Origin of the sequence: Vibrio sp. OY15, from assembly GCF_000742455.1 — a bacterium.
In the GTDB taxonomy this organism is placed as follows: domain Bacteria; phylum Pseudomonadota; class Gammaproteobacteria; order Enterobacterales; family Vibrionaceae; genus Vibrio; species Vibrio alginolyticus.
Genome location: NZ_JPIL01000004.1, coordinates 193723 through 212045 on the forward strand (window position 1 = coordinate 193723; position 18323 = coordinate 212045).

Genomic DNA, 18323 nt, shown 5'->3' on the forward strand with positions numbered 1-18323 from the left:
GTCGAATATCTGTCTGTTTTACCGGGGTTACTCTTAATGTAAACATTCTGTGCATATACTTATATTCAAGTAGCTTTAAGGTGTGGGCTCAGCAACGAGGCTAACCTTGAGAGCGATTGCGTAAAGTAAGGATAGAGTTCAAGTTACCTTTACACACACATTCATCGGAGAATCTATGACTTCCAAATTAAGACGAACAAAAATTGTCACTACGCTGGGTCCTTCAACGGATAAGGACAATATACTTGAGGAGATCATCAAAGCCGGTGCAAACGTTGTCCGTATGAATTTTTCACATGGAACCAGTGAAGACCACATTCAACGTGCGAACAAAGTCCGTACCATTGCAGCAAGACTTGGGCGTCAGGTTGCAATTCTTGGTGACTTACAAGGCCCTAAAATCCGTGTATCAACGTTTAAAGACGGCCAAGTCATTTTGAATGTGGGCGATAAATTCACATTAGATAGTGATTTACCAAAAGGTGAAGGCAATCAAGAATCTGTAGGGTTAGATTATAAAGAACTACCGCAAGATGTTTCACCAAATGACATTTTATTACTCGATGATGGACGCGTTCAGCTGCAAGTTACCAAAGTAGAGGGTAATAAAGTTCATACCCGTGTGATTGTCGGTGGTCCACTGTCCAACAATAAAGGGATCAACAAAAAAGGCGGCGGATTGTCAGCCGATGCGCTCACAGAGAAAGATAAAGCCGACATTCTTACCGCCGCAGCAATTCAAGTAGACTACCTTGCTATTTCATTCCCGCGTAACGGCGAAGACATGCATTACGCTCGACGCTTAGCCAGAGATGCAGGCCTTGAAGCCATGTTAGTGGCTAAAGTCGAACGAGCAGAAACCGTCGCGACCAATGAGTCTATTGACGACATTATTCTCGCATCCGATGTAGTGATGGTTGCACGTGGTGACCTTGGTGTAGAAATCGGTGACCCTGAGCTCATAGGTGTCCAGAAAAAACTGATTCGCCGCGCACGCAGTTTAAACCGTATCGTGATTACTGCGACACAAATGATGGAATCCATGATTACTAGCCCAATGCCAACGCGTGCTGAAGTGATGGATGTAGCCAATGCGGTTCTAGATGGCACTGACGCGGTGATGCTGTCTGGAGAGACTGCTGCAGGTAAATATCCTGTAGAAACGGTCAAATCTATGGCCGAAGTATGTGTGGGGGCAGAAAAAATGTCGGAGGCAAGTCTATCAACCTATCGCTTAGATAGAACCTTCGAAACCGCTGAAGAAACCATCGCAATGGCAACCATGTACTCTGCGAATCACATGGAAGGAATTAAAGCGATGATCTCGTTAACTGAGTCCGGCAGGACTGCGTTGATGATGTCTCGCTTAAGCTCTGGCTTGCCAATATTTGCCTTATCACGGAATGAATCGACACTAAATCGAGCAGCATTATACCGAGGCGTGACACCTGTATATTTCGAGTCAAAAAGTGATGCGGGTTTACCAACGGCTCAAGCAGCGATTACTAGCCTTAAAGAGCAAGGGTTCTTGCACAAAGGTGATTTAGTCATTATTACTCAAGGCGATGTAATGGATGTTGTGGGCTCAACCAACTGCATGCGCATTCTACAAGCGTAGTCGTTATACCTAACTGGAATTAACCACAAGAACCCGCAAATAAGGCTCCGAAAATGGAGCCTTATTTATATGCTTTGTATATTGCGCACATCGTGAACGTAAGAAGGTTTATGCACTCTCTCTACCATCAATTTCAACATCCAGCTGGTCATAGAGTTGAACTAGGTTAAACCCAGCTTGAAGCCCAAGTTGATAGTCATGCTCTAGTGACTCTTGGTCACTTAACAAAGAAGAAGAACGAAGTCCCTCTTTAGGCGCAACTTGTAAAATAAAAGTGTCGTCAGGTGGAGCAGATATAAAGGCCTGAGTGAGCTCAAATGTTTGATAATGAATCATCAGCATGTCGGCTAAACCTGAATCAAAATTCTCACCAATCAGATGACTTAAACGATACAAGTTATCGGCACCGAACAACCAACGGCCTCCATTTAACAGCATTTTCCCTGCAAGCTTCGATTGATGTGCTGCATTAATTTTTTGTTGGAAGAACGACGCCCAATCCAGCTTCCACTGATTCACTTTTTGCTGCCATGATTGCTGTACTGAGTTGATAGACTCTCGATACCATTCGACAGGCACATCCCCCACTTCACTTTGGGCTCTCGCTTCAATCTCTGAAAACGGCTCTGTGCGAATGACAATAATGTTGCGAGCATTCTGACGCCACGCTTCTTGTACAGGGATAGAGGCAGACACGCCGCCATCAACAAACTTATTGCCATTTACGTCGACAGGTCCGTGGTACAACTTGGGAATCGCACATGTCGCTAGCATAGTGTTAAACCACGAGTCATCCAAGATTGGTAGATATTGATCTGATAGCGTCTCTATATTCGTTACCGCAGCAAACGCTCCTCGTTTTCCCAATGCGCTGCGACCTAAATCAAGGTCAAGCTTGTATGGGAAATCTTGAATCCGTTCTAATGCCCACTCTAAACCTAAGTACTGCTGCTTTCGGATATAGCGAAACAGATTAAAAAATTCAGGAGACGTTGTCAGCTCGGTAATAAAAGCTTTGCCCATGCCATGTTGACGACACAAGTAAGAACATAAGTTAAGTGCTCCGGCAGAGGTGCCATAGAATTCATCGAAAGGATCGAAGTTGGAAAGTAAAAAGGCGTCTAAAACGCCAGCGGTAAAAATCCCTCTCTGCCCTCCACCTTGCGTGACTAAAGCAGTTTTACCATGCCTAAAGTGCTCATAAACTTTTACATCAAGCTCTGCATGGCTTTCTGTGATTATACCGCTGTTACGTATCATAGGCTCACGCCATTTTGTTAAAACGTTTGGTAAAAGTGGTTATCTTAAGCTGTTGTAATAGCAATGATGCCAAATGACAAAAGCACTGCAAAAACAGTCACCACAATGATTAATGCGGATTTTAGATCGTGTTCCATAAACACCTCCTTAATATGTAACAAATTAATAACACCGGTGTGAAATATGTTCAAGATTTGCTTAATTTAGTCGCGCAATTTTGACTAACCCATCACAATTAGCTTAGTCATAATAAGGAGATAGGGCATGAAACAAAAACTCAGCTGGCTAGTAGGAATCATGATGATGAGTACTGCTATCAATGCACAAGCGAATATCATCGTTACACCATACATAGGCTATACAGGAGGCGGCCAAGTAGAGGATGCAAGTGGTAATACATACAATCTCGACCCCGCAGTGAATTACGCTCTTTCAGTCGAGACTCCCTTAGAAAAAGGAAGGATCGGATTGTTTTACTCCAATCAATCGACGGAACTTGAAAAGCTGTCCAACTCGGCAGATATCCATTATCTGCACTTCCAAAGCAGCATGTACTATCCTGTCGCAGAAAATTGGCAAACCTATATCGGTGTAGGTTTGGGCGCTTCTTACGCCGATGTGGATTGGGTAGACAAAAAATACGGATTTTCGGCTAGCGCTTTTGCAGGGCTGGAATATGAATTTTCAAAGAACTTTGCATTAACAGCCCAACTGAGATGGTTAGGAACGGTCGTTGATAACGATACATCTGGCGCCTGTACTCTACCTAATGACGGCTCAAACTGTATCATTAAGTTCGATACTGATTGGATGAACCAATTCCAATCAAATGTCGGTTTTAGTTTCCGCTTCTAATTTTATGCATGTTCCTTTGTAGGACTCGTCACAAAGAACGCTGAACGAGTCCTGCACAGAGCCGATAAAGGATATCGTCTAAACACCATTGTTTGGCAAAGTAACGAAGCATCATCTAGATAGGTGCACAAAAGATAGCCGTACGCCCTAATTAATCAAAATAGTCTTAAACACCAAAGCAATTATTGGATCCCAGTCATTTATTCCAGACAAACAACCACCCACCCACACAAAACCACAATCAAACTCAAATTTAACAAGATTAAAACCAGACAACGCATCTGAATTAACATTTAGATTCTATTGCGCTAAGTATTATTAGAAGTTAGTCTGATCAGTGAAAACAGATAAATATTTCAGTTTTATCAAACACACATCAAAATTTTAAGATTAATAATCTACTTTCTCTTACAGTAGCCAGAATATAGCTCTATAAAATTATAAGAAGTTAGAATTAAGGATAGAAAAGCTGATGGATAACAGCGGTCCTTTCTTCCAACTGTTTGCGCAATTATTACTGTGTTACGTAGAGAGCTTCATTCCTCAGGGAGTCTTATAGGAGTCAAATATGAAGCGAGAACAATGGGGATCCCGGGCGGGATTCATCTTAGCAGCAGTTGGGTCTGCTATCGGTTTGGGAAACATTTGGCGTTTCCCATACATGGCCTATGAAAACGGTGGCGGCGCATTTTTTATTCCTTACATTTTTGCCATGATCACTGCCGGTATTCCATTTATGATCCTTGAGTTCAGTATGGGACAAAAATACCGAGGCTCGGCACCAAAAACACTAGCGAAAATTCATTCTAAATTTGAATGGCTTGGCTGGTTCCAAGTTGGTGTGGCTGCAGTTATTGCCGTTTACTATGTGGCTGTTATCGGTTGGTCGATTTCTTACTTTGGGTTGTCGTTCACTCAAGGTTGGGGAACCGATACCAACGCATTTTTCTTTAGTGAATACCTAAAGCTAGGTGACAACTCACCAACAGACTTAGGCAGTATTCAATGGAAGATTGCTTTATCCATGGTGATTGCTTGGGCAATTACTTACACCGCTATTGCCAAAGGCGTGAAATCAGGAATTGAACGAGCATCTAAAATTATGATGCCAATCCTATTCTTGATGGTGATTTTCTTAATCGGACGTATGATTTTCTTGCCAGGAGCTCTAGATGGCGTGAACTACATGTTCGAACCCGATTTCAGCAAAATTTGGGATGTGAAAGTATGGGCAGCGGCATATGGTCAGATCTTCTTTACGCTAAGTATCGGCTTCGCCATCATGCTAGCTTACTCTAGCTACCTACCAGAAAAGTCAGACATAACGAATAACGCGTTTATGACCGTGTTGATCAACTGTGGCTTCTCGATCCTAGCCGGCATCATGATCTTCTCAGTATTGGGTTACATGGCTCAAGAGCAAGGTAAGCCGTTAACAGAGGTGGTATCTGCAGGCGTTGGCTTGGCTTTTGTTACTTTACCTGCGGCAATTAACCTACTACCTGCCCCATATATTCTTGGTCCACTGTTCTTCTTTGCACTGGTGGTTGCTGGTCTAAGTTCGCATATTTCAATTATGGAAGCCGTAACTTCAGCCATTATCGACAAGCTGAAGTGGAGCCGTAAAAAAGCTGCAAATGTTGTGATTGGTATTGGCTTCGTTGTCTCTATGGCGTTTGCTACCAATGGCGGTCTGCTGCTACTCGATCTAGTAGACCACTTTGCAAACAACGTTGGCATCATGGTTGGTGGTCTGGTTGAGATTGTCTTGATGGCGTGGCTATTGAAGCGCGTGCCAGAAGTACGTAATTACGTTAACGAGCGCTCTGATTTCTCTGTTGGTCAATGGTTCGAGATCTGCTTACGCTTCGTTACACCAATCATGCTCGCCATTATCTTAGCGACCAAGCTATACGCCCTAATTACTGAAGGCTACGGTGGCTATGATCTAACTTTAGGCTGGGCACTTATCGCCGCACTCTTTATCTTTGGTCTAGTGATCAACGCAGTGAACCGCAAGGAGACAGCAAAATGACAATCAGCGCAATTATTATGATGGTTATTGGTTTAGGTATCACTTGGGGCGGCGCTGCCGTTTGCATCAAGCGAGCCATGAATAAACAATAGAACGTTAAGTTCCATACAAAAAAACGCCGGTAGTTACCGGCGTTTTTTTATACATACATTAGTTCAATTCTAGAAACTGTACTTGATGCCAACGGCGCCGCCAAGTTGCAAGTCAGCACCTTTGTAAAGATCTAGCTCTGGGTGTATTTGGCCATAAAGGTCCCAGCCGCGTGATAAATCCCAGTTCACACCAAGTGGTACTCTCACACCAAACTCGTCATCCCATTCATACCAGCCACCAACGCCGACATACCAAGTCACAGGCATGTTTTGATCGAATGTTCCACGCTTAGCGATGTAATCAAACGCCATACCATCGTTTCCGATAATGCCACGATATTTGTTATCTAACTCTACAACAACACTTAATTGTTGATCGACAGCCATACCAACTGATAGATCCGTTGGCTCGCTTGCCGCCATTGCCGTACTAGAAACTAGTCCCAAAACTAAAATGAATTTGTTCTTCATACACGTTATCAATTATTCAAAAAAACATTATTCGCTATTCAAACATAATGGCATATCAATATGTCAACGATGGGTAAGCTCGATGTATGAAAAAGCTGACAAAAGTAAAGATGAGTTTAGGATCACACTAAAAAGGAACTGTCAGTTAATAAAATAGGAACTAAAAAAGGAGGCCGAAGCCTCCTTTTATGCATTACTATGAATGACTGCGATTAACCGTGGTTACGAATCCACTCATCCATTTCAGTTTTTAGGTTATCAGACTTAGTACCGAAGATAGCCTGTACACCACCAGCTACAACTACAACACCAGCAGCGCCTAGTTGTTTTAGCTTGTCTTGGTCAACAGCAGCTGTATCTGCAACTGCTACACGTAGACGTGTGATACATGCATCTAGACCAGTAATGTTAGCTTTACCGCCAAACGCTGCAACCAGTTCACCGCCCATATCAGAGCCAGAAGTTACAGCTGCACTTTCCGTTTCATCTTCACGGCCAGGTGTTTTTAGGTCAAGCGCTGTGATTACACCACGGAACACTACGTAGTAAATTACTGCGTAAACTAGACCAACGGCAATCATTAGCACCATCTTCTGAGCGTTACCAGATAGAACTAGGAAGTCGATCAGACCGTGAGAGAAAGAAGTACCGTGTACAAAGCCTAGAGTGTTCGAAACGATGTATGCAGAACCAGCTAGTAGAGCGTGGATACCGTATAGTAGTGGAGCAACGAATAAGAATGAGAATTCGATTGGCTCAGTAATACCAGTTAGGAATGAAGTCAGTGCAGCTGACGCCATGATACCCATTACTTTTGCACGGTTTTCTGGTTTAGCACAATGAGCAATTGCGATTGCTGCAGCTGGTAGACCGAACATCTTGAACATGTAACCACCCGCTAGCTGACCGAAGCCATTACCAGCAGCACGAGATGCTTCATCAGCAACTAGGTAACAAGTTAGTACACCATTTTGAGCTTCACCGGCAGCGTTAACACAAGAACCTGCTTCGAAGAAGAACGGTACGTTCCATACGTGGTGTAGACCGAATGGGATTAGAGAACGCTCAACAACACCGTAGATACCGAATGCTAGCTGTGGGTTTTGGTGTGCAGCCCAATCAGAGAATGCAGAAATTGCACCGCCAATTGGTGGCCAGATAACAGAAAGGATAACACCTAGGATGATCGCAGCAAAACCAGTGATGATTGGCACTGCGCGCTTACCAGCGAAGAAGCCAAGGTACTCTGGAAGTTGGATTTTGAAGAAACGGTTGAATGCCCAAGCAGCCACACCACCGACAAGGATACCACCTAGTACACCTGTATCGATTTTCTCAACACCCATAACGCCCGCCATTACACCTAGCGTTGCCGTCATGATGCCGTAACCAACGATAGCTGCAAGACCTGCAACACCGTCGTTGTTAGTGAAGCCTAGCGCTACACCTACTGCAAATAGAAGTGCCATTTGGCCGAATACTGAACCACCAGCTTGTTCCATAAGATTAGAAACGATCTCTGGAATAAAGCTTAGATGGGCAGCACCCACACCTAATAAAATACCTGCAACTGGTAAAACTGATACTGGAAGCATCAGAGCCTTACCAACTTTTTGCAGGTTAGCAAAAAGGTTCTTAAACATGTTTATGCTCCTGATAAATTTATAAGTATTATTTGGGCACTAACGGCACACCCCCGTAGCCTAAAGGTTAGCACCCAATGAAAATGTAACCACAACTGCATTATATTTTCCGGCTCTAAATATATATTGATGACCCTCAAACTTTCCACACAGTTACGAAATTTAGTTTCAAAACAAGTCTTGGATCACACCCAAAAACAGCCGATGAAAAGGTTTGCATTGCACTTATATTACTGTTTTATAAAGAATTAATTATTTATATAATTAATTTTAAGGCGTAAATAAAATACGCCTCAATGTTATTTTTAGTAACAAAATTACATTTGTGATTTTTGAATGTTATTAAATCAACATTTTTAGTAAACATTAAACTCGTGAGCGTATCTGTTGTTTTTATCAACAAAAAAGGAGCCTAAGCTCCTTTTTTATGCTCTTATTATTTTTTCATCGCAAAAAAAGATTTCGGAAGTTTTCGGTGGTTTTTTGTGCCACTTCAGAAAGAGAGCACGATTTGAGTTGCGCAATATAAGAAGCGACTTCGACAACGTAAGCGGGTTGATTCTCTTTGCCACGATGAGGGACAGGAGCCAAGTAAGGAGAATCTGTCTCAATAAGAAGCTTCTCTAAAGGTAGAGTCTTCACCACTTCTTTTAACTCTGTAGCTTGACGGAAAGTAACAATCCCCGAGATAGAAATATAAAACCCCAGCTCCAGTGCAGCTTCAGCAAATGGAAGATCTTCTGTAAAACAATGGATAACACCACCACATTTCTCTGCCCCACCCTTACGCAAAATATCTAGAGTATCCGCACGTGCGTTTCTGGTATGGATAATTAAAGGTTTGTTGAGCTCCACTGCAAGATCAACGTGTTGCTCAAAGCGCTCTTTCTGTAACGCGGCCGTTTCGGGCTTGTAATGATAATCTAAACCCGTTTCGCCAATAGCGACGACTTTTGCATTCGACGCATGGTGGCGCAATACGTCCATCGAAAAGTCGCTTTCAACATCAAGTGGGTGCACACCGCACGAAGCATAAACATTGTCATAAGGCTCGATCATTTCCATCATTTTCGGGAAAGAATCCAGCGTTACTCCAACAGAAAGTAGCTCAGTTACGTTTGCTTGTTTAGCTTTGTTAATAACGTCTTCCACATTGATGTGGAGATCGTCGTAATTCAATTTGTCTAAATGACAATGAGAATCTACGAACATAATGCCTCTCGTGATTCAATTAACCAATTCATTGATAGTAGCTCAAGGTTCAGGCCAGGAAAGGCTTGCACCTGAGCTTTCAGGTTCATCAGCGCCTTCGCTGATGAGTACAAACCGTTATAGTTGTCCGGTTGAAACTTTGTCGCGCCCGGAAGCATTTGAGCTTCTGATACACCAAACTGCGCTTTCTGAGCATCTGTCAGTAAATACCATGCCCAGTCTAGTGATTGCTCTGAGTGTTTAGCGATTAAAGAAGCACACTCAGAAACGTCTGAAACAGGCGAAGACATTGCCTTAATAAAACTGCGTTCAAAAGCCAAGTAAGCTTCGAGCTCACCATTATTTAACGCATCCAATGTTTTTATTGGAGAGCCCATATTCAGTTTTAAGGCATAAGCAGGAACTTGCTTCGCCCCTTGTTCGTGCATCCATTGCATCGCTTGTTCCGCTGACGGAGGCGCAACAACCCAGTGTTGGCAACGGCTACGAATCGTTGGGAGCAGACGCTCCTGATTGTGGGTAACGAGCAAAAACAAGCACTTTGCCCCAGGCTCTTCTAGCGTCTTTAACAGCGCATTCGATGCCGACTCGTTCATAGAGTCCGCCGGTTCTATTACAAATAGGCGGTAACCATTAAGCTGAGATGATTCCTGAGCAAGACGGTTACAAGCGCGAATTTGGTCCACCGTTATCGCCTTTCCTTCTTTCTCTGGCTTGATCCAGTGTAAATCAGGGTGGTTTTGAGATTGATTTAGCTGGCAGCTATGACAAAAACCGCATGCTTCACTCGCGTAATTTTGGCAAAGAAGCGCTTGGCTAAAAAACTCGATAAGTTTTTCGATGCCTAAGCCCTGATCGCTTTGTAATAAAAGCGCACCTGGTATTCTGTCCGACTCTAACCCTACTTTGAGGTTATCCCATATTGGCTGTAGCCATGGATAATCATTTAACATGAGTCACCTAAATTTACATTTCACTTATTGACGAGCTAGCCACTCGTTTAGAGCGTCCCGAATATCACGCGACACGCCTTCAATCGTCTGTTCTGCGTTAATGATAACGATGGAAGGATCGGCATGAGCAATCTCCAAATAACGCTCACGTGTACGCTCGAAGAAACTAATATCCATCTTCTCTATACGATCTAACTCACCACGCCCACGCGCACGCTCAAGCCCAACACGAGGGTCAATGTCCATATAGAGAGTAAGAGCAGGTTTAAAATCACCAAGCGTTGTATCCCGGAGATTTTTCATTAACGATGCGTCAATCTGACGGCCACCACCTTGATAAGCTTGCGACGACATATCGTGTCGGTCACCAACCACCCACTGACCGTTTTCCAAAGCTGGTTTGATCACGTTCTCAACCAACTGAACACGTGCAGCGTACAGAAGAAGCAACTCCGTCATGTCCTTAAGTTCTTCGCCTTCGTGCTCTTCTTTCACCAGAGCGCGCATTTTTTCTGCTAGCGGTGTGCCTCCTGGCTCACGGGTATTTACGATATCCTCAATACCGGCCGCTTTTAGCGTATCTAAAACGGTTTTAATCGCAGTGCTTTTACCCGCGCCTTCTAGGCCTTCAACGACAATAAAGTTTGCTTTCATCATTTGTTCTTTCTTAGTTCTCTTAAATAGGCACGAACAGCACGGTTGTGCTCAGCAAGGGATTTCGAAAATACATGTCCGCCCTTTCCACTTGCTACAAAATATAAATAGTTGCTGCTTTCTGGATTCAAAGCCGCTTCAATGGAAGCTTCACCAGCCATCGCAATCGGTGTTGGTGGCAAACCATTGATGGTATAGGTGTTATATGGTGTCGGCGTACGCAAATCTTTCTTACGAATGTTGCCATCGTAGGCGTCACCCATACCATAAATAACTGTCGGATCAGTTTGTAACCGCATACGTTTGTTCAATCGGTTGATAAACACAGAAGCGACGCGCTCACGCTCAGAATCAATAGCCGTCTCTTTCTCGATGATAGACGCGAGAATCAAGGCTTCATATTTATCCTGTAATGGCAGCTTTTCTTGACGAGCTTCCCAGCTAGCGTCCAGTATTTTATTGAGTTTTCGATGCGCTCGTTTTAATAACTGGCTTTCACTCGCACCCGCTGTGTAATGGTAGGTTTCTGCTAAAAACAACCCTTCTAGCTTTTCTCTCTCAATTCCGAGCTTCGCAGCCATTTCTTTTTCTGAAAGATCGGTTAAATCATGCTTTAAATAAGGAGCACTTTTTAGTTGATCTACCCATTCAGAAAAGCGGCTGCCTTCAACAAAAGTGATCGCAAACTGGTATTCTTTTCCAGTATTCAGATGCTCCAATGTTTGCGAAAGTGACATACCAGGTTCAAGTTGGTAAGTACCCGCTCGCACTTGCAACAATTCTGGATACAAGTGAGGAATTAAACGGATGTACTCCGATGTTTCAATCACCTCATCTTCAACTAAGGCGCGCATGACATGATGAAAGCTTGTACCACTTTCTACAGTAAACAGCTGAGGTTGTTCCAATAGAATAGGCTTTTCAACGTATTGTTTAGCCTGTGAAATTATATAAAAAACAGCTGCTGCGCCTATCACTGCGATCAGCGCAACAAAAGCCAACAGTTTTTTAATCACGTAGTTAAATTCCCTTGCAGTCGTTGAGTCAATTTTCCTATCGGAAATATAGTCTTAGAGTTCGATGTCACTATGCTGCGAATAGGTGCGACACCTAATATTGAGTTACACATGAAAGCCTCGTCAGCACTCAGCAAATCTGGAAGTATAAAACGCCCCTCGATGACTTCAATATGACTTACTTTAAGTAACTCAAGCACCTTACGACGCATTACGCCCGTAACGCCTGATAAGGTCAGCTCCGGCGTAAATACTTTATTACCTTTAACCCAAAAAAGGTTGGCCATTGTAGTTTCAATGACATGGTTTTGCACATTTAACGTTATTGCATCTGCAAACTCTGTATTGTCGATTTCAGCCTTGGCGAGAATCTGCTCTAAACGGTTGTTGTGCTTATGTCCCGCAAGTAAAGGTTGAATCCCTAGACGAGTATTACAAACGCCCAAGTCCACACCTTGTTCTTGCCAAGATGAATAATGAGAAGGAAACACAAAATTGGAAATCGTCACGATAGGGCTTTCAATCCCATTAGGGCTATACCCTCGCCCGCCAATACCGCGGCTAACGTGAATCTTCACCCCCGCTCGTGCGTCAGATAAAACCGCTTTGCTTGCCCAATCATGCACAACTTTCCAGTCAGGTGAAGAGATCTTCAAAGCGTCAAGGCAAGCACTCATGCGCTCAGTATGTTCCTGCCAGTAAACCAACTCTCCATTTTGGGTCAGGATGGTGGTAAAGCCTCCATCACCGTATTGGAATGAGCGATCACCTAGCTCTACATGCGTTTGCGGAACTCCATTTACCCAAAACATTCACGTACCTTCAAATTAGCAGACAACAAATAAAACAAAACGGCTCAATGCTAAGCATCGAGCCGTTAGAATACAAGTTTCGCTTATCTAAATTAGGTTAGATAGTGTTACTCAGCGAACTTCTTGAAGATCAAAGAACCGTTTGTACCACCAAAGCCAAACGAGTTACAGATAGCGTACTCCATACCTTCAACTTTGCGCGCTGTATGCGGCACAAGGTCGATGTCTAGACCTTCTTCTGGATCATCAAGGTTAATGGTTGGCGGAACAATTTGGTCAACCAAAGACATAACCGTGATAATTGCTTCAACAGAGCCAGCAGCACCTAATAGGTGACCCGTCATCGACTTAGTTGAAGATACAAGAACTTGCTTCGCACCTTCTTCACCAAGAGCACGTTTCACGCCTTTGATTTCTGCAACATCACCAGCTGGAGTAGAAGTACCGTGAGCATTCACATAACCTACTTGAGTACCTGTGATGTTAGCGTCACGCATCGCCGCTTCCATCGCAAGTGCACCACCAGAGCCATCTTCGCTTGGAGATGTCATGTGGTAAGCATCACCAGACATACCAAAACCAACCAGTTCTGCGTAAATCTTCGCGCCACGTGCTTTCGCGTGTTCGTACTCTTCAAGCACCATCATGCCAGCACCATCACCTAGAACAAAACCATCACGGCCTTTATCCCATGGGCGAGACGCTTTTTGAGGCTCGTCATTACGAGTAGATAGCGCTTTAGCTGCACCGAAGCCAGCCATGCCAAGAGGCGTAGAAGCTTTTTCTGCACCACCAGCAACCATCGCATCTGCATCGCCGTAGGCAATCATACGTGCTGCATGGCCGATATTATGCAGGCCAGTAGTACATGCGGTAGAAATCGCGATATTTGGACCACGAAGACCACGCATGATAGATAGGTTACCTGCAACCATGTTTACAATGGTCGAAGGAACAAAAAATGGGCTAACTTTGCGAGGGCCTTTGTCTACTAATGCGGTATGGCCAGTTTCGATAAGGTCAAGACCTCCAATGCCTGAGCCGATAGCAACACCAACTCGAGCCGCATTTTCTTCGGTAATTTGTAAGCCAGAGTTATCAAGAGCTTGAATACCCGCTGCAATGCCGTACTGGATGAAAAGGTCCATCTTACGAGCATCTTTTTTAGACATGTACTCTGTGCAATCGAAATCTTTAACAAGACCTGCAAAACGAGTTGAGAAGTTCGTAGTATCAAAGTGCTCGATATTTACGATACCACTTTGACCTTCTAGCAGGGCTTTCCAAGATGATTCTACTGTGTTGCCTACCGGTGACAACATACCCATGCCAGTGACAACTACACGACGCTTGGACACGATATAATTCTCCGGGAATTGAATATTTCTATGAGAGGATAGAAGAAGTTAGAAAGAACACAGGCGGTCTAGGAGACCGCCTGGGAGAGCTAATTACTGAGCGCTGTTTACGTAGTCGATTGCAGCTTGAACAGTAGTGATCTTCTCAGCTTCTTCGTCAGGAATCTCAGTGTCGAATTCCTCTTCTAGAGCCATAACTAGTTCTACAGTGTCTAGAGAATCAGCACCTAGATCGTCAACGAAAGAAGCTTCGTTTTTAACTTCTGCTTCGTCTACACCTAGCTGTTCAACAATGATTTTCTTTACGCGTTCTTCGATGTTGCTCATTTTTCTTTTCCTTTACAGATTTCGCCTAATGCGATGATTCCGTAGTTTATTCGAACTATTGAAAGTTGCAAGGGGGTCCTTGCTGGTCAAACCACAAAATTAGCGAATTTAACCGAATTTCAATACATTTTTGACTTAAATCATGCACAAATCTTGCGCATAAGCATGACAAGTTCATGACAGTTAACTGCAACTATAGGCTATTTTTCACAATGTAAAATAGCTTATTTTGCATAAACTGTCGCATTAAACCATGTACATGCCACCATTTACATGCAAAGTTTCACCAGTAATGTACGCTGCTTCAGGAGAAGCAAGGAAAACTACTGCTGATGCAATTTCACGTGGGTCACCTAAACGACCTGCTGGCACGTTCGACAAAGTTGCCGCACGTTGGTCATCATTTAGCGCCTTAGTCATGTCAGTTTCGATGAAACCAGGAGCAACAGTGTTCACTGTTACACCACGAGACGCAACTTCACGAGCCATTGATTTAGTAAAACCAATCACGCCCGCTTTCGCTGCTGCGTAGTTAGTTTGACCAGCATTACCCATGGTACCAACAACAGAGCCTACGTTGATGATACGACCCGCACGTTTTTTCATCATACCGCGTAAAACCGCTTTAGACATGCGGTAGATAGGCGTTAGGTTGGTATCGATGATGTCGTTCCACTCATCATCTTTCATGCGCATCAATAGGTTGTCACGAGTAATACCAGCGTTATTCACCAGAATATCGATCACACCAAATTCTTCGTTGATCGTTTTTAATGTCGCTTCTATAGACTCGACATCAGTCACGTTAAGCGCTAAGCCTTTACCGTTATCACCAAGATACTCGCTGATAGCAGCCGCACCACTTTCAGAAGTAGCAGTACCGATAACCGTAGCACCTCGCTCGACAAGAAGTTCCGCGATCGCGCGGCCAATACCACGGCTTGCGCCGGTAACTAGCGCGATCTTACCTTCTAGATTCATCATGTTGTGTTTCCTTTTCTTATCGCAAATTTATCGCTTGATGGATTACTTCGCAGCGTCTAGCGATGCGATATCATTCACTGCTGCTGCAGTTAGCGTTTTCACGATACGTTTTGTTAGACCTGTTAAAACTTTACCAGGACCAAGCTCAAGAAGATTTTCTACGCCTTGTTCGTGCATCAGTTCAACTGTTTCAGTCCAACGAACTGGGCTATGTAGCTGACGAACAAGCGCATCTTTGATTTTTGCAGGATCTGTCTCAGCAACCACATCAACGTTGTTGATAACTGGCAGCTGTGGTGAGTTAAATTCGATAGACTCAAGAGCTACAGCAAGTTTTTCCGCTGCTGGCTTCATAAGTGCACAGTGTGAAGGTACTGAAACAGGAAGAGGAAGCGCACGCTTCGCACCAGCTTCTTTACATAGCGCACCAGCTCGCTCTACTGCGTCTTTGCTACCAGCGATAACGACTTGACCAGGCGAGTTAAAGTTTACTGGAGAGACCACTTCGCCTTGCGCTGCGTCTTTACACGCTTTTGCAATCGCATCATCAGCCAAACCGATAATCGCGTACATTGCGCCAGTACCAGCTGGTACTGCTTCTTGCATAAGTTGACCACGTAATTCAACCAGCTTGATGGCTTCTTTAAAGTCGATAACACCCGCACATACAAGTGCTGAGTACTCACCTAGGCTGTGACCGGCTAGGTTTGCTGGTTGCTCTAAGCCAAGTTCCTGCCATACACGCCAGATTGCAACAGATGAAGCTAGCAAAGCTGGTTGAGTACGGAAAGTCTCGTTTAAATCTTCTGCAGGTCCATTTTGAACAAGCGCCCATAGATCGTAACCTAGTGCGTCAGATGCTTCTGCAAATGTTTGTTTTACTACGTCATATTGTTCGCCTAGTTCTGCAAGCATACCTACAGCTTGAGAACCTTGACCTGGAAATACGATAGCAAACTTGCTCATGTTGTTTTCCTTTAAGCAAAGTAAAAAGAAATAAGATGCACCAAGTGCACCTTAAATTTTGAATTCTTGTGAAACTTAGAACTTCACAAGGGCCGAGCCCCAAGTGAATCCGCCGCCAAACGCTTCAAGAAGCAGAGTTTGACCGCGTTTAATACGACCATCACGTACCGCTTCATCTAGTGCTGTTGGCACCGTCGCAGCTGATGTGTTGCCGTGTTTATCAAGTGTAATCACGACTTGGTCTAGTGACATCGAAAGTTTCTTCGCTGTCGCTGAAATAATGCGGTAGTTCGCTTGGTGCGGCACTAGCCAGTCTAGTTCAGACTTATGCATGTTGTTGGCTTCAAGCGTGTCTTTTACTAGTTTCGATAGCTGAGTGACAGCGACTTTGAATACTTCGTTCCCAGCCATATGAAGCCATTTATCCGCATCTTGTCCCCGCACAGGTACAGGTAGGCTTAGAAGCTCTCCGAATTGACCATCCGAGTATATGTGGGTAGAGATAATGCCAGGCTCTTGGCTAGCGCCTACGACAACGGCTCCGGCACCATCACCAAATAGGATAATGGTTGAACGGTCTGTCGGATCACACGTTTTAGACAAAGCATCTGAACCAATCACAAGTACGTTTTTGCACATACCAGATTTGATATGTTGGTCTGCAACAGATAATGCGTACACAAAACCAGAACAAGCAGCGGCTAAGTCAAAAGCTGGACAACCTTTAATGCCAAGCTTTGCCTGCACCTGACACGCAGATGAAGGGAAAGTATGGCTACTGCTCGTTGTGGCTACGATAATCAGGTCGATATCGTTTTTATCAATACCCGCCATATCGATAGCGTTTTCAGCTGCGTAGAATGCCATGTCTGCTACAGTCTCGTTTTCTGCAGCAATTCGACGCTCTTTAATACCCGTGCGAGCAACGATCCACTCATCACTTGTATCTACCATTTTCTCTAGATCTGCGTTTGTACGCACCTGAGATGGCAGGTAGCTGCCAGTACCTAAAATTTTGCTATACATGAAGACTAATAATGCCTCTCGAGTAAAACCGCTTCCAAACGATCGCTAATACGGCTTGGTACTTGTCGTTTGACCTCGTGTACTGCCTCGCCAAGTGCATTGACAATCGCAGATACATCCGCACTTCCATGGCTTTTTATGACAATGCCGCGCAATCCTAGCAAACTTGCGCCGTTATACTGGTCGGGGTTCAGTGTTTTTAGTTCATTAAACAGCCTAGAAAACAACTTTCTAGCTATCCAACCCTTTATCGTTGATGCCATTATGCTGGTTTTAATTTTTTCGATAAAAAGTTGAGCTGTTCCCTCACTGGCTTTTAAGCATACGTTGCCGACAAATCCATCACAAACAATGACGTCAGCAACATCATGCAAAATTTGATTACCTTCAATATAACCGACAAAGTTAATCGCATCGGTCTGAGAAAGCATTTCTGCGCAACGTTTGACTAAATCGTTACCTTTAATCTCTTCTGCGCCAATATTGAGCACAGCAACGCGAGGAGGACGACCCAAGTGTTCTTCAGCTAATGCACTGCCCATTACAGCAAATTGGAACAAGCTATCAGCATCGCACGATACATTCGCCCCCAGATCTAGCATCCAAGTGCGCTTTCCGGTAATCGTCGGTAAAGCGGAAACTAAAGCAGGACGTTCAATGCCAGGAAGTAACTTAAGAATGAAACGCGATAGTGCCATTAATGCACCGGTGTTGCCACCACTAACACAAGCATCCGCTTTCTGCTCAGAAACCAAATCGATAGCCATACGCATAGAGCTATTTTGGCTATTACGTAACGCCAATGAAGGTTTTTCTGAGTTCGAGATAACTTTCTCGCTGTGAAGAATAGTCAAGCGGGAACTGGTCGAGGTACCGAGTTGAGATAATTGAGACGTGATCAGAGATTGATCACCAATAAGAATCACTTTTAGCTCTGGGAAATGAGACAGTGCCTGCACGGCGGCAGGCACTGTTACGCGTGGACCGAAATCCCCGCCCATTGCATCAAGTGCAACGGTAATACTTTGCAAAGGTTCAACC

Annotated in this window: 19 protein-coding genes; 4 read left to right on the forward strand and 15 right to left on the reverse strand. The window is 44.1% G+C overall.

The window, feature by feature from the left end; all coding sequences use genetic code 11:
- Positions 1-175 precede the first annotated feature (175 nt).
- On the forward strand, positions 176-1618 hold the full coding sequence (gene pyk / locus IJ23_RS06075) for a pyruvate kinase (RefSeq protein ID WP_005372972.1): 1443 nt from the start codon (positions 176-178) through the stop codon (positions 1616-1618).
- Between the two features lie 108 nt (positions 1619-1726).
- On the opposite strand, the gene IJ23_RS06080 is transcribed toward pyk, so the two are convergent.
- On the reverse strand, positions 1727-2878 hold the full coding sequence (locus IJ23_RS06080) for a patatin-like phospholipase family protein (protein WP_005372971.1): 1152 nt from the start codon (positions 2876-2878) through the stop codon (positions 1727-1729).
- Between the two features lie 44 nt (positions 2879-2922).
- On the reverse strand, positions 2923-3015 hold the full coding sequence (gene cydH / locus IJ23_RS24765; protein ID WP_005372970.1) for a cytochrome bd-I oxidase subunit CydH: 93 nt from the start codon (positions 3013-3015) through the stop codon (positions 2923-2925).
- Between the two features lie 127 nt (positions 3016-3142).
- Here cydH and IJ23_RS06090 point away from each other — a divergent pair, with 127 nt between their 5' ends.
- The 3 genes from IJ23_RS06090 to IJ23_RS24770 all read left to right on the forward strand — a co-directional run bounded on the left by IJ23_RS06090 (position 3143) and on the right by IJ23_RS24770 (position 5860).
- The gene (locus IJ23_RS06090; RefSeq protein WP_033905741.1) at positions 3143-3733 is read left to right on the forward strand and encodes an outer membrane beta-barrel protein; all 591 of its coding nucleotides are present in this window, start codon (positions 3143-3145) and stop codon (positions 3731-3733) included.
- A 568-nt stretch (positions 3734-4301) separates the two neighbouring features.
- Complete coding sequence (locus IJ23_RS06095) at positions 4302-5768, forward strand: sodium-dependent transporter (protein WP_005372966.1); 1467 nt, start codon at positions 4302-4304, stop codon at positions 5766-5768.
- Entirely contained in the window at positions 5765-5860 is a 96-nt protein-coding gene (locus IJ23_RS24770) for a MetS family NSS transporter small subunit (RefSeq protein ID WP_017633863.1), read from the forward strand. The genes IJ23_RS06095 and IJ23_RS24770 overlap by 4 nt, the downstream gene beginning before the upstream one ends.
- Positions 5861-5929: 69 nt before the next feature.
- Here the strand turns inward: IJ23_RS24770 and IJ23_RS06100 are convergent, their stop codons facing one another.
- The 13 genes from IJ23_RS06100 to plsX all read right to left on the reverse strand — a co-directional run bounded on the left by IJ23_RS06100 (position 5930) and on the right by plsX (position 18313).
- Positions 5930-6331 (reverse strand): hypothetical protein, encoded by a 402-nt coding sequence (locus IJ23_RS06100; RefSeq protein ID WP_005372960.1) that lies wholly within the window; start codon positions 6329-6331, stop codon positions 5930-5932.
- 212 nt (positions 6332-6543) lie between these two features.
- Positions 6544-7974 carry a PTS glucose transporter subunit IIBC gene (gene ptsG / locus IJ23_RS06105; protein WP_005372959.1) on the reverse strand — a complete coding sequence of 477 codons (1431 nt, stop codon included), beginning with the start codon at positions 7972-7974 and terminating at the stop codon, positions 6544-6546.
- Between the two features lie 444 nt (positions 7975-8418).
- Entirely contained in the window at positions 8419-9186 is a 768-nt protein-coding gene (locus IJ23_RS06110; RefSeq protein WP_005372957.1) for a TatD family hydrolase, read from the reverse strand.
- Positions 9177-10139: a DNA polymerase III subunit delta' gene (locus IJ23_RS06115; RefSeq protein ID WP_033905742.1), complete on the reverse strand. Its 963-nt coding sequence runs from the start codon at positions 10137-10139 to the stop codon at positions 9177-9179. Before IJ23_RS06115 ends, IJ23_RS06110 begins: the two co-directional genes overlap by 10 nt.
- Positions 10140-10163: 24 nt before the next feature.
- Entirely contained in the window at positions 10164-10796 is a 633-nt protein-coding gene (tmk, locus tag IJ23_RS06120; protein ID WP_005387350.1) for a dTMP kinase, read from the reverse strand.
- Entirely contained in the window at positions 10793-11809 is a 1017-nt protein-coding gene (gene mltG, locus IJ23_RS06125) for an endolytic transglycosylase MltG (protein ID WP_033905743.1), read from the reverse strand. Before mltG ends, tmk begins: the two co-directional genes overlap by 4 nt.
- Positions 11806-12621 carry an aminodeoxychorismate lyase gene (gene pabC, locus IJ23_RS06130; RefSeq protein WP_033905744.1) on the reverse strand — a complete coding sequence of 272 codons (816 nt, stop codon included), beginning with the start codon at positions 12619-12621 and terminating at the stop codon, positions 11806-11808. The genes mltG and pabC overlap by 4 nt, the downstream gene beginning before the upstream one ends.
- Positions 12622-12728: 107 nt before the next feature.
- Complete coding sequence (gene fabF / locus IJ23_RS06135) at positions 12729-13979, reverse strand: beta-ketoacyl-ACP synthase II (RefSeq protein WP_033905745.1); 1251 nt, start codon at positions 13977-13979, stop codon at positions 12729-12731.
- A 93-nt stretch (positions 13980-14072) separates the two neighbouring features.
- Positions 14073-14306 carry an acyl carrier protein gene (acpP, locus tag IJ23_RS06140; RefSeq protein ID WP_004406112.1) on the reverse strand — a complete coding sequence of 78 codons (234 nt, stop codon included), beginning with the start codon at positions 14304-14306 and terminating at the stop codon, positions 14073-14075.
- Positions 14307-14552: 246 nt separating this feature from the next.
- Positions 14553-15287: a 3-oxoacyl-ACP reductase FabG gene (fabG, locus tag IJ23_RS06145; RefSeq protein ID WP_031781117.1), complete on the reverse strand. Its 735-nt coding sequence runs from the start codon at positions 15285-15287 to the stop codon at positions 14553-14555.
- Positions 15288-15332: 45 nt separating this feature from the next.
- Entirely contained in the window at positions 15333-16256 is a 924-nt protein-coding gene (gene fabD / locus IJ23_RS06150; RefSeq protein ID WP_033905746.1) for an ACP S-malonyltransferase, read from the reverse strand.
- Between the two features lie 75 nt (positions 16257-16331).
- Positions 16332-17282 (reverse strand): beta-ketoacyl-ACP synthase III, encoded by a 951-nt coding sequence (locus IJ23_RS06155; RefSeq protein WP_017821385.1) that lies wholly within the window; start codon positions 17280-17282, stop codon positions 16332-16334.
- A 5-nt stretch (positions 17283-17287) separates the two neighbouring features.
- Positions 17288-18313, reverse strand: a complete 1026-nt coding sequence (gene plsX / locus IJ23_RS06160) for a phosphate acyltransferase PlsX (RefSeq protein WP_017633846.1) — start codon at positions 18311-18313, stop codon at positions 17288-17290.
- Between the last annotated feature and the right edge of the window lie 10 nt (positions 18314-18323).

Bases quoted from the DNA above. Each gene is read 5' to 3' on its own strand.
- pyk (WP_005372972.1), top strand. From the start codon at position 176: ATGACTTCCAAATTAAGACGAACAAAAATTGTCACTACGCTGGGTCCT.
- IJ23_RS06080 (WP_005372971.1), bottom strand. From the start codon at position 2,878: ATGATACGTAACAGCGGTATAATCACAGAAAGCCATGCAGAGCTTGAT.
- cydH (WP_005372970.1), bottom strand. From the start codon at position 3,015: ATGGAACACGATCTAAAATCCGCATTAATCATTGTGGTGACTGTTTTT.
- IJ23_RS06090 (WP_033905741.1), top strand. From the start codon at position 3,143: ATGAAACAAAAACTCAGCTGGCTAGTAGGAATCATGATGATGAGTACT.
- IJ23_RS06095 (WP_005372966.1), top strand. From the start codon at position 4,302: ATGAAGCGAGAACAATGGGGATCCCGGGCGGGATTCATCTTAGCAGCA.
- IJ23_RS24770 (WP_017633863.1), top strand. From the start codon at position 5,765: ATGACAATCAGCGCAATTATTATGATGGTTATTGGTTTAGGTATCACT.
- IJ23_RS06100 (WP_005372960.1), bottom strand. From the start codon at position 6,331: ATGAAGAACAAATTCATTTTAGTTTTGGGACTAGTTTCTAGTACGGCA.
- ptsG (WP_005372959.1), bottom strand. From the start codon at position 7,974: ATGTTTAAGAACCTTTTTGCTAACCTGCAAAAAGTTGGTAAGGCTCTG.
- IJ23_RS06110 (WP_005372957.1), bottom strand. From the start codon at position 9,186: ATGTTCGTAGATTCTCATTGTCATTTAGACAAATTGAATTACGACGAT.
- IJ23_RS06115 (WP_033905742.1), bottom strand. From the start codon at position 10,139: ATGTTAAATGATTATCCATGGCTACAGCCAATATGGGATAACCTCAAA.
- tmk (WP_005387350.1), bottom strand. From the start codon at position 10,796: ATGATGAAAGCAAACTTTATTGTCGTTGAAGGCCTAGAAGGCGCGGGT.
- pabC (WP_033905744.1), bottom strand. From the start codon at position 12,621: ATGTTTTGGGTAAATGGAGTTCCGCAAACGCATGTAGAGCTAGGTGAT.
- acpP (WP_004406112.1), bottom strand. From the start codon at position 14,306: ATGAGCAACATCGAAGAACGCGTAAAGAAAATCATTGTTGAACAGCTA.
- fabG (WP_031781117.1), bottom strand. From the start codon at position 15,287: ATGAATCTAGAAGGTAAGATCGCGCTAGTTACCGGCGCAAGCCGTGGT.
- fabD (WP_033905746.1), bottom strand. From the start codon at position 16,256: ATGAGCAAGTTTGCTATCGTATTTCCAGGTCAAGGTTCTCAAGCTGTA.
- IJ23_RS06155 (WP_017821385.1), bottom strand. From the start codon at position 17,282: ATGTATAGCAAAATTTTAGGTACTGGCAGCTACCTGCCATCTCAGGTG.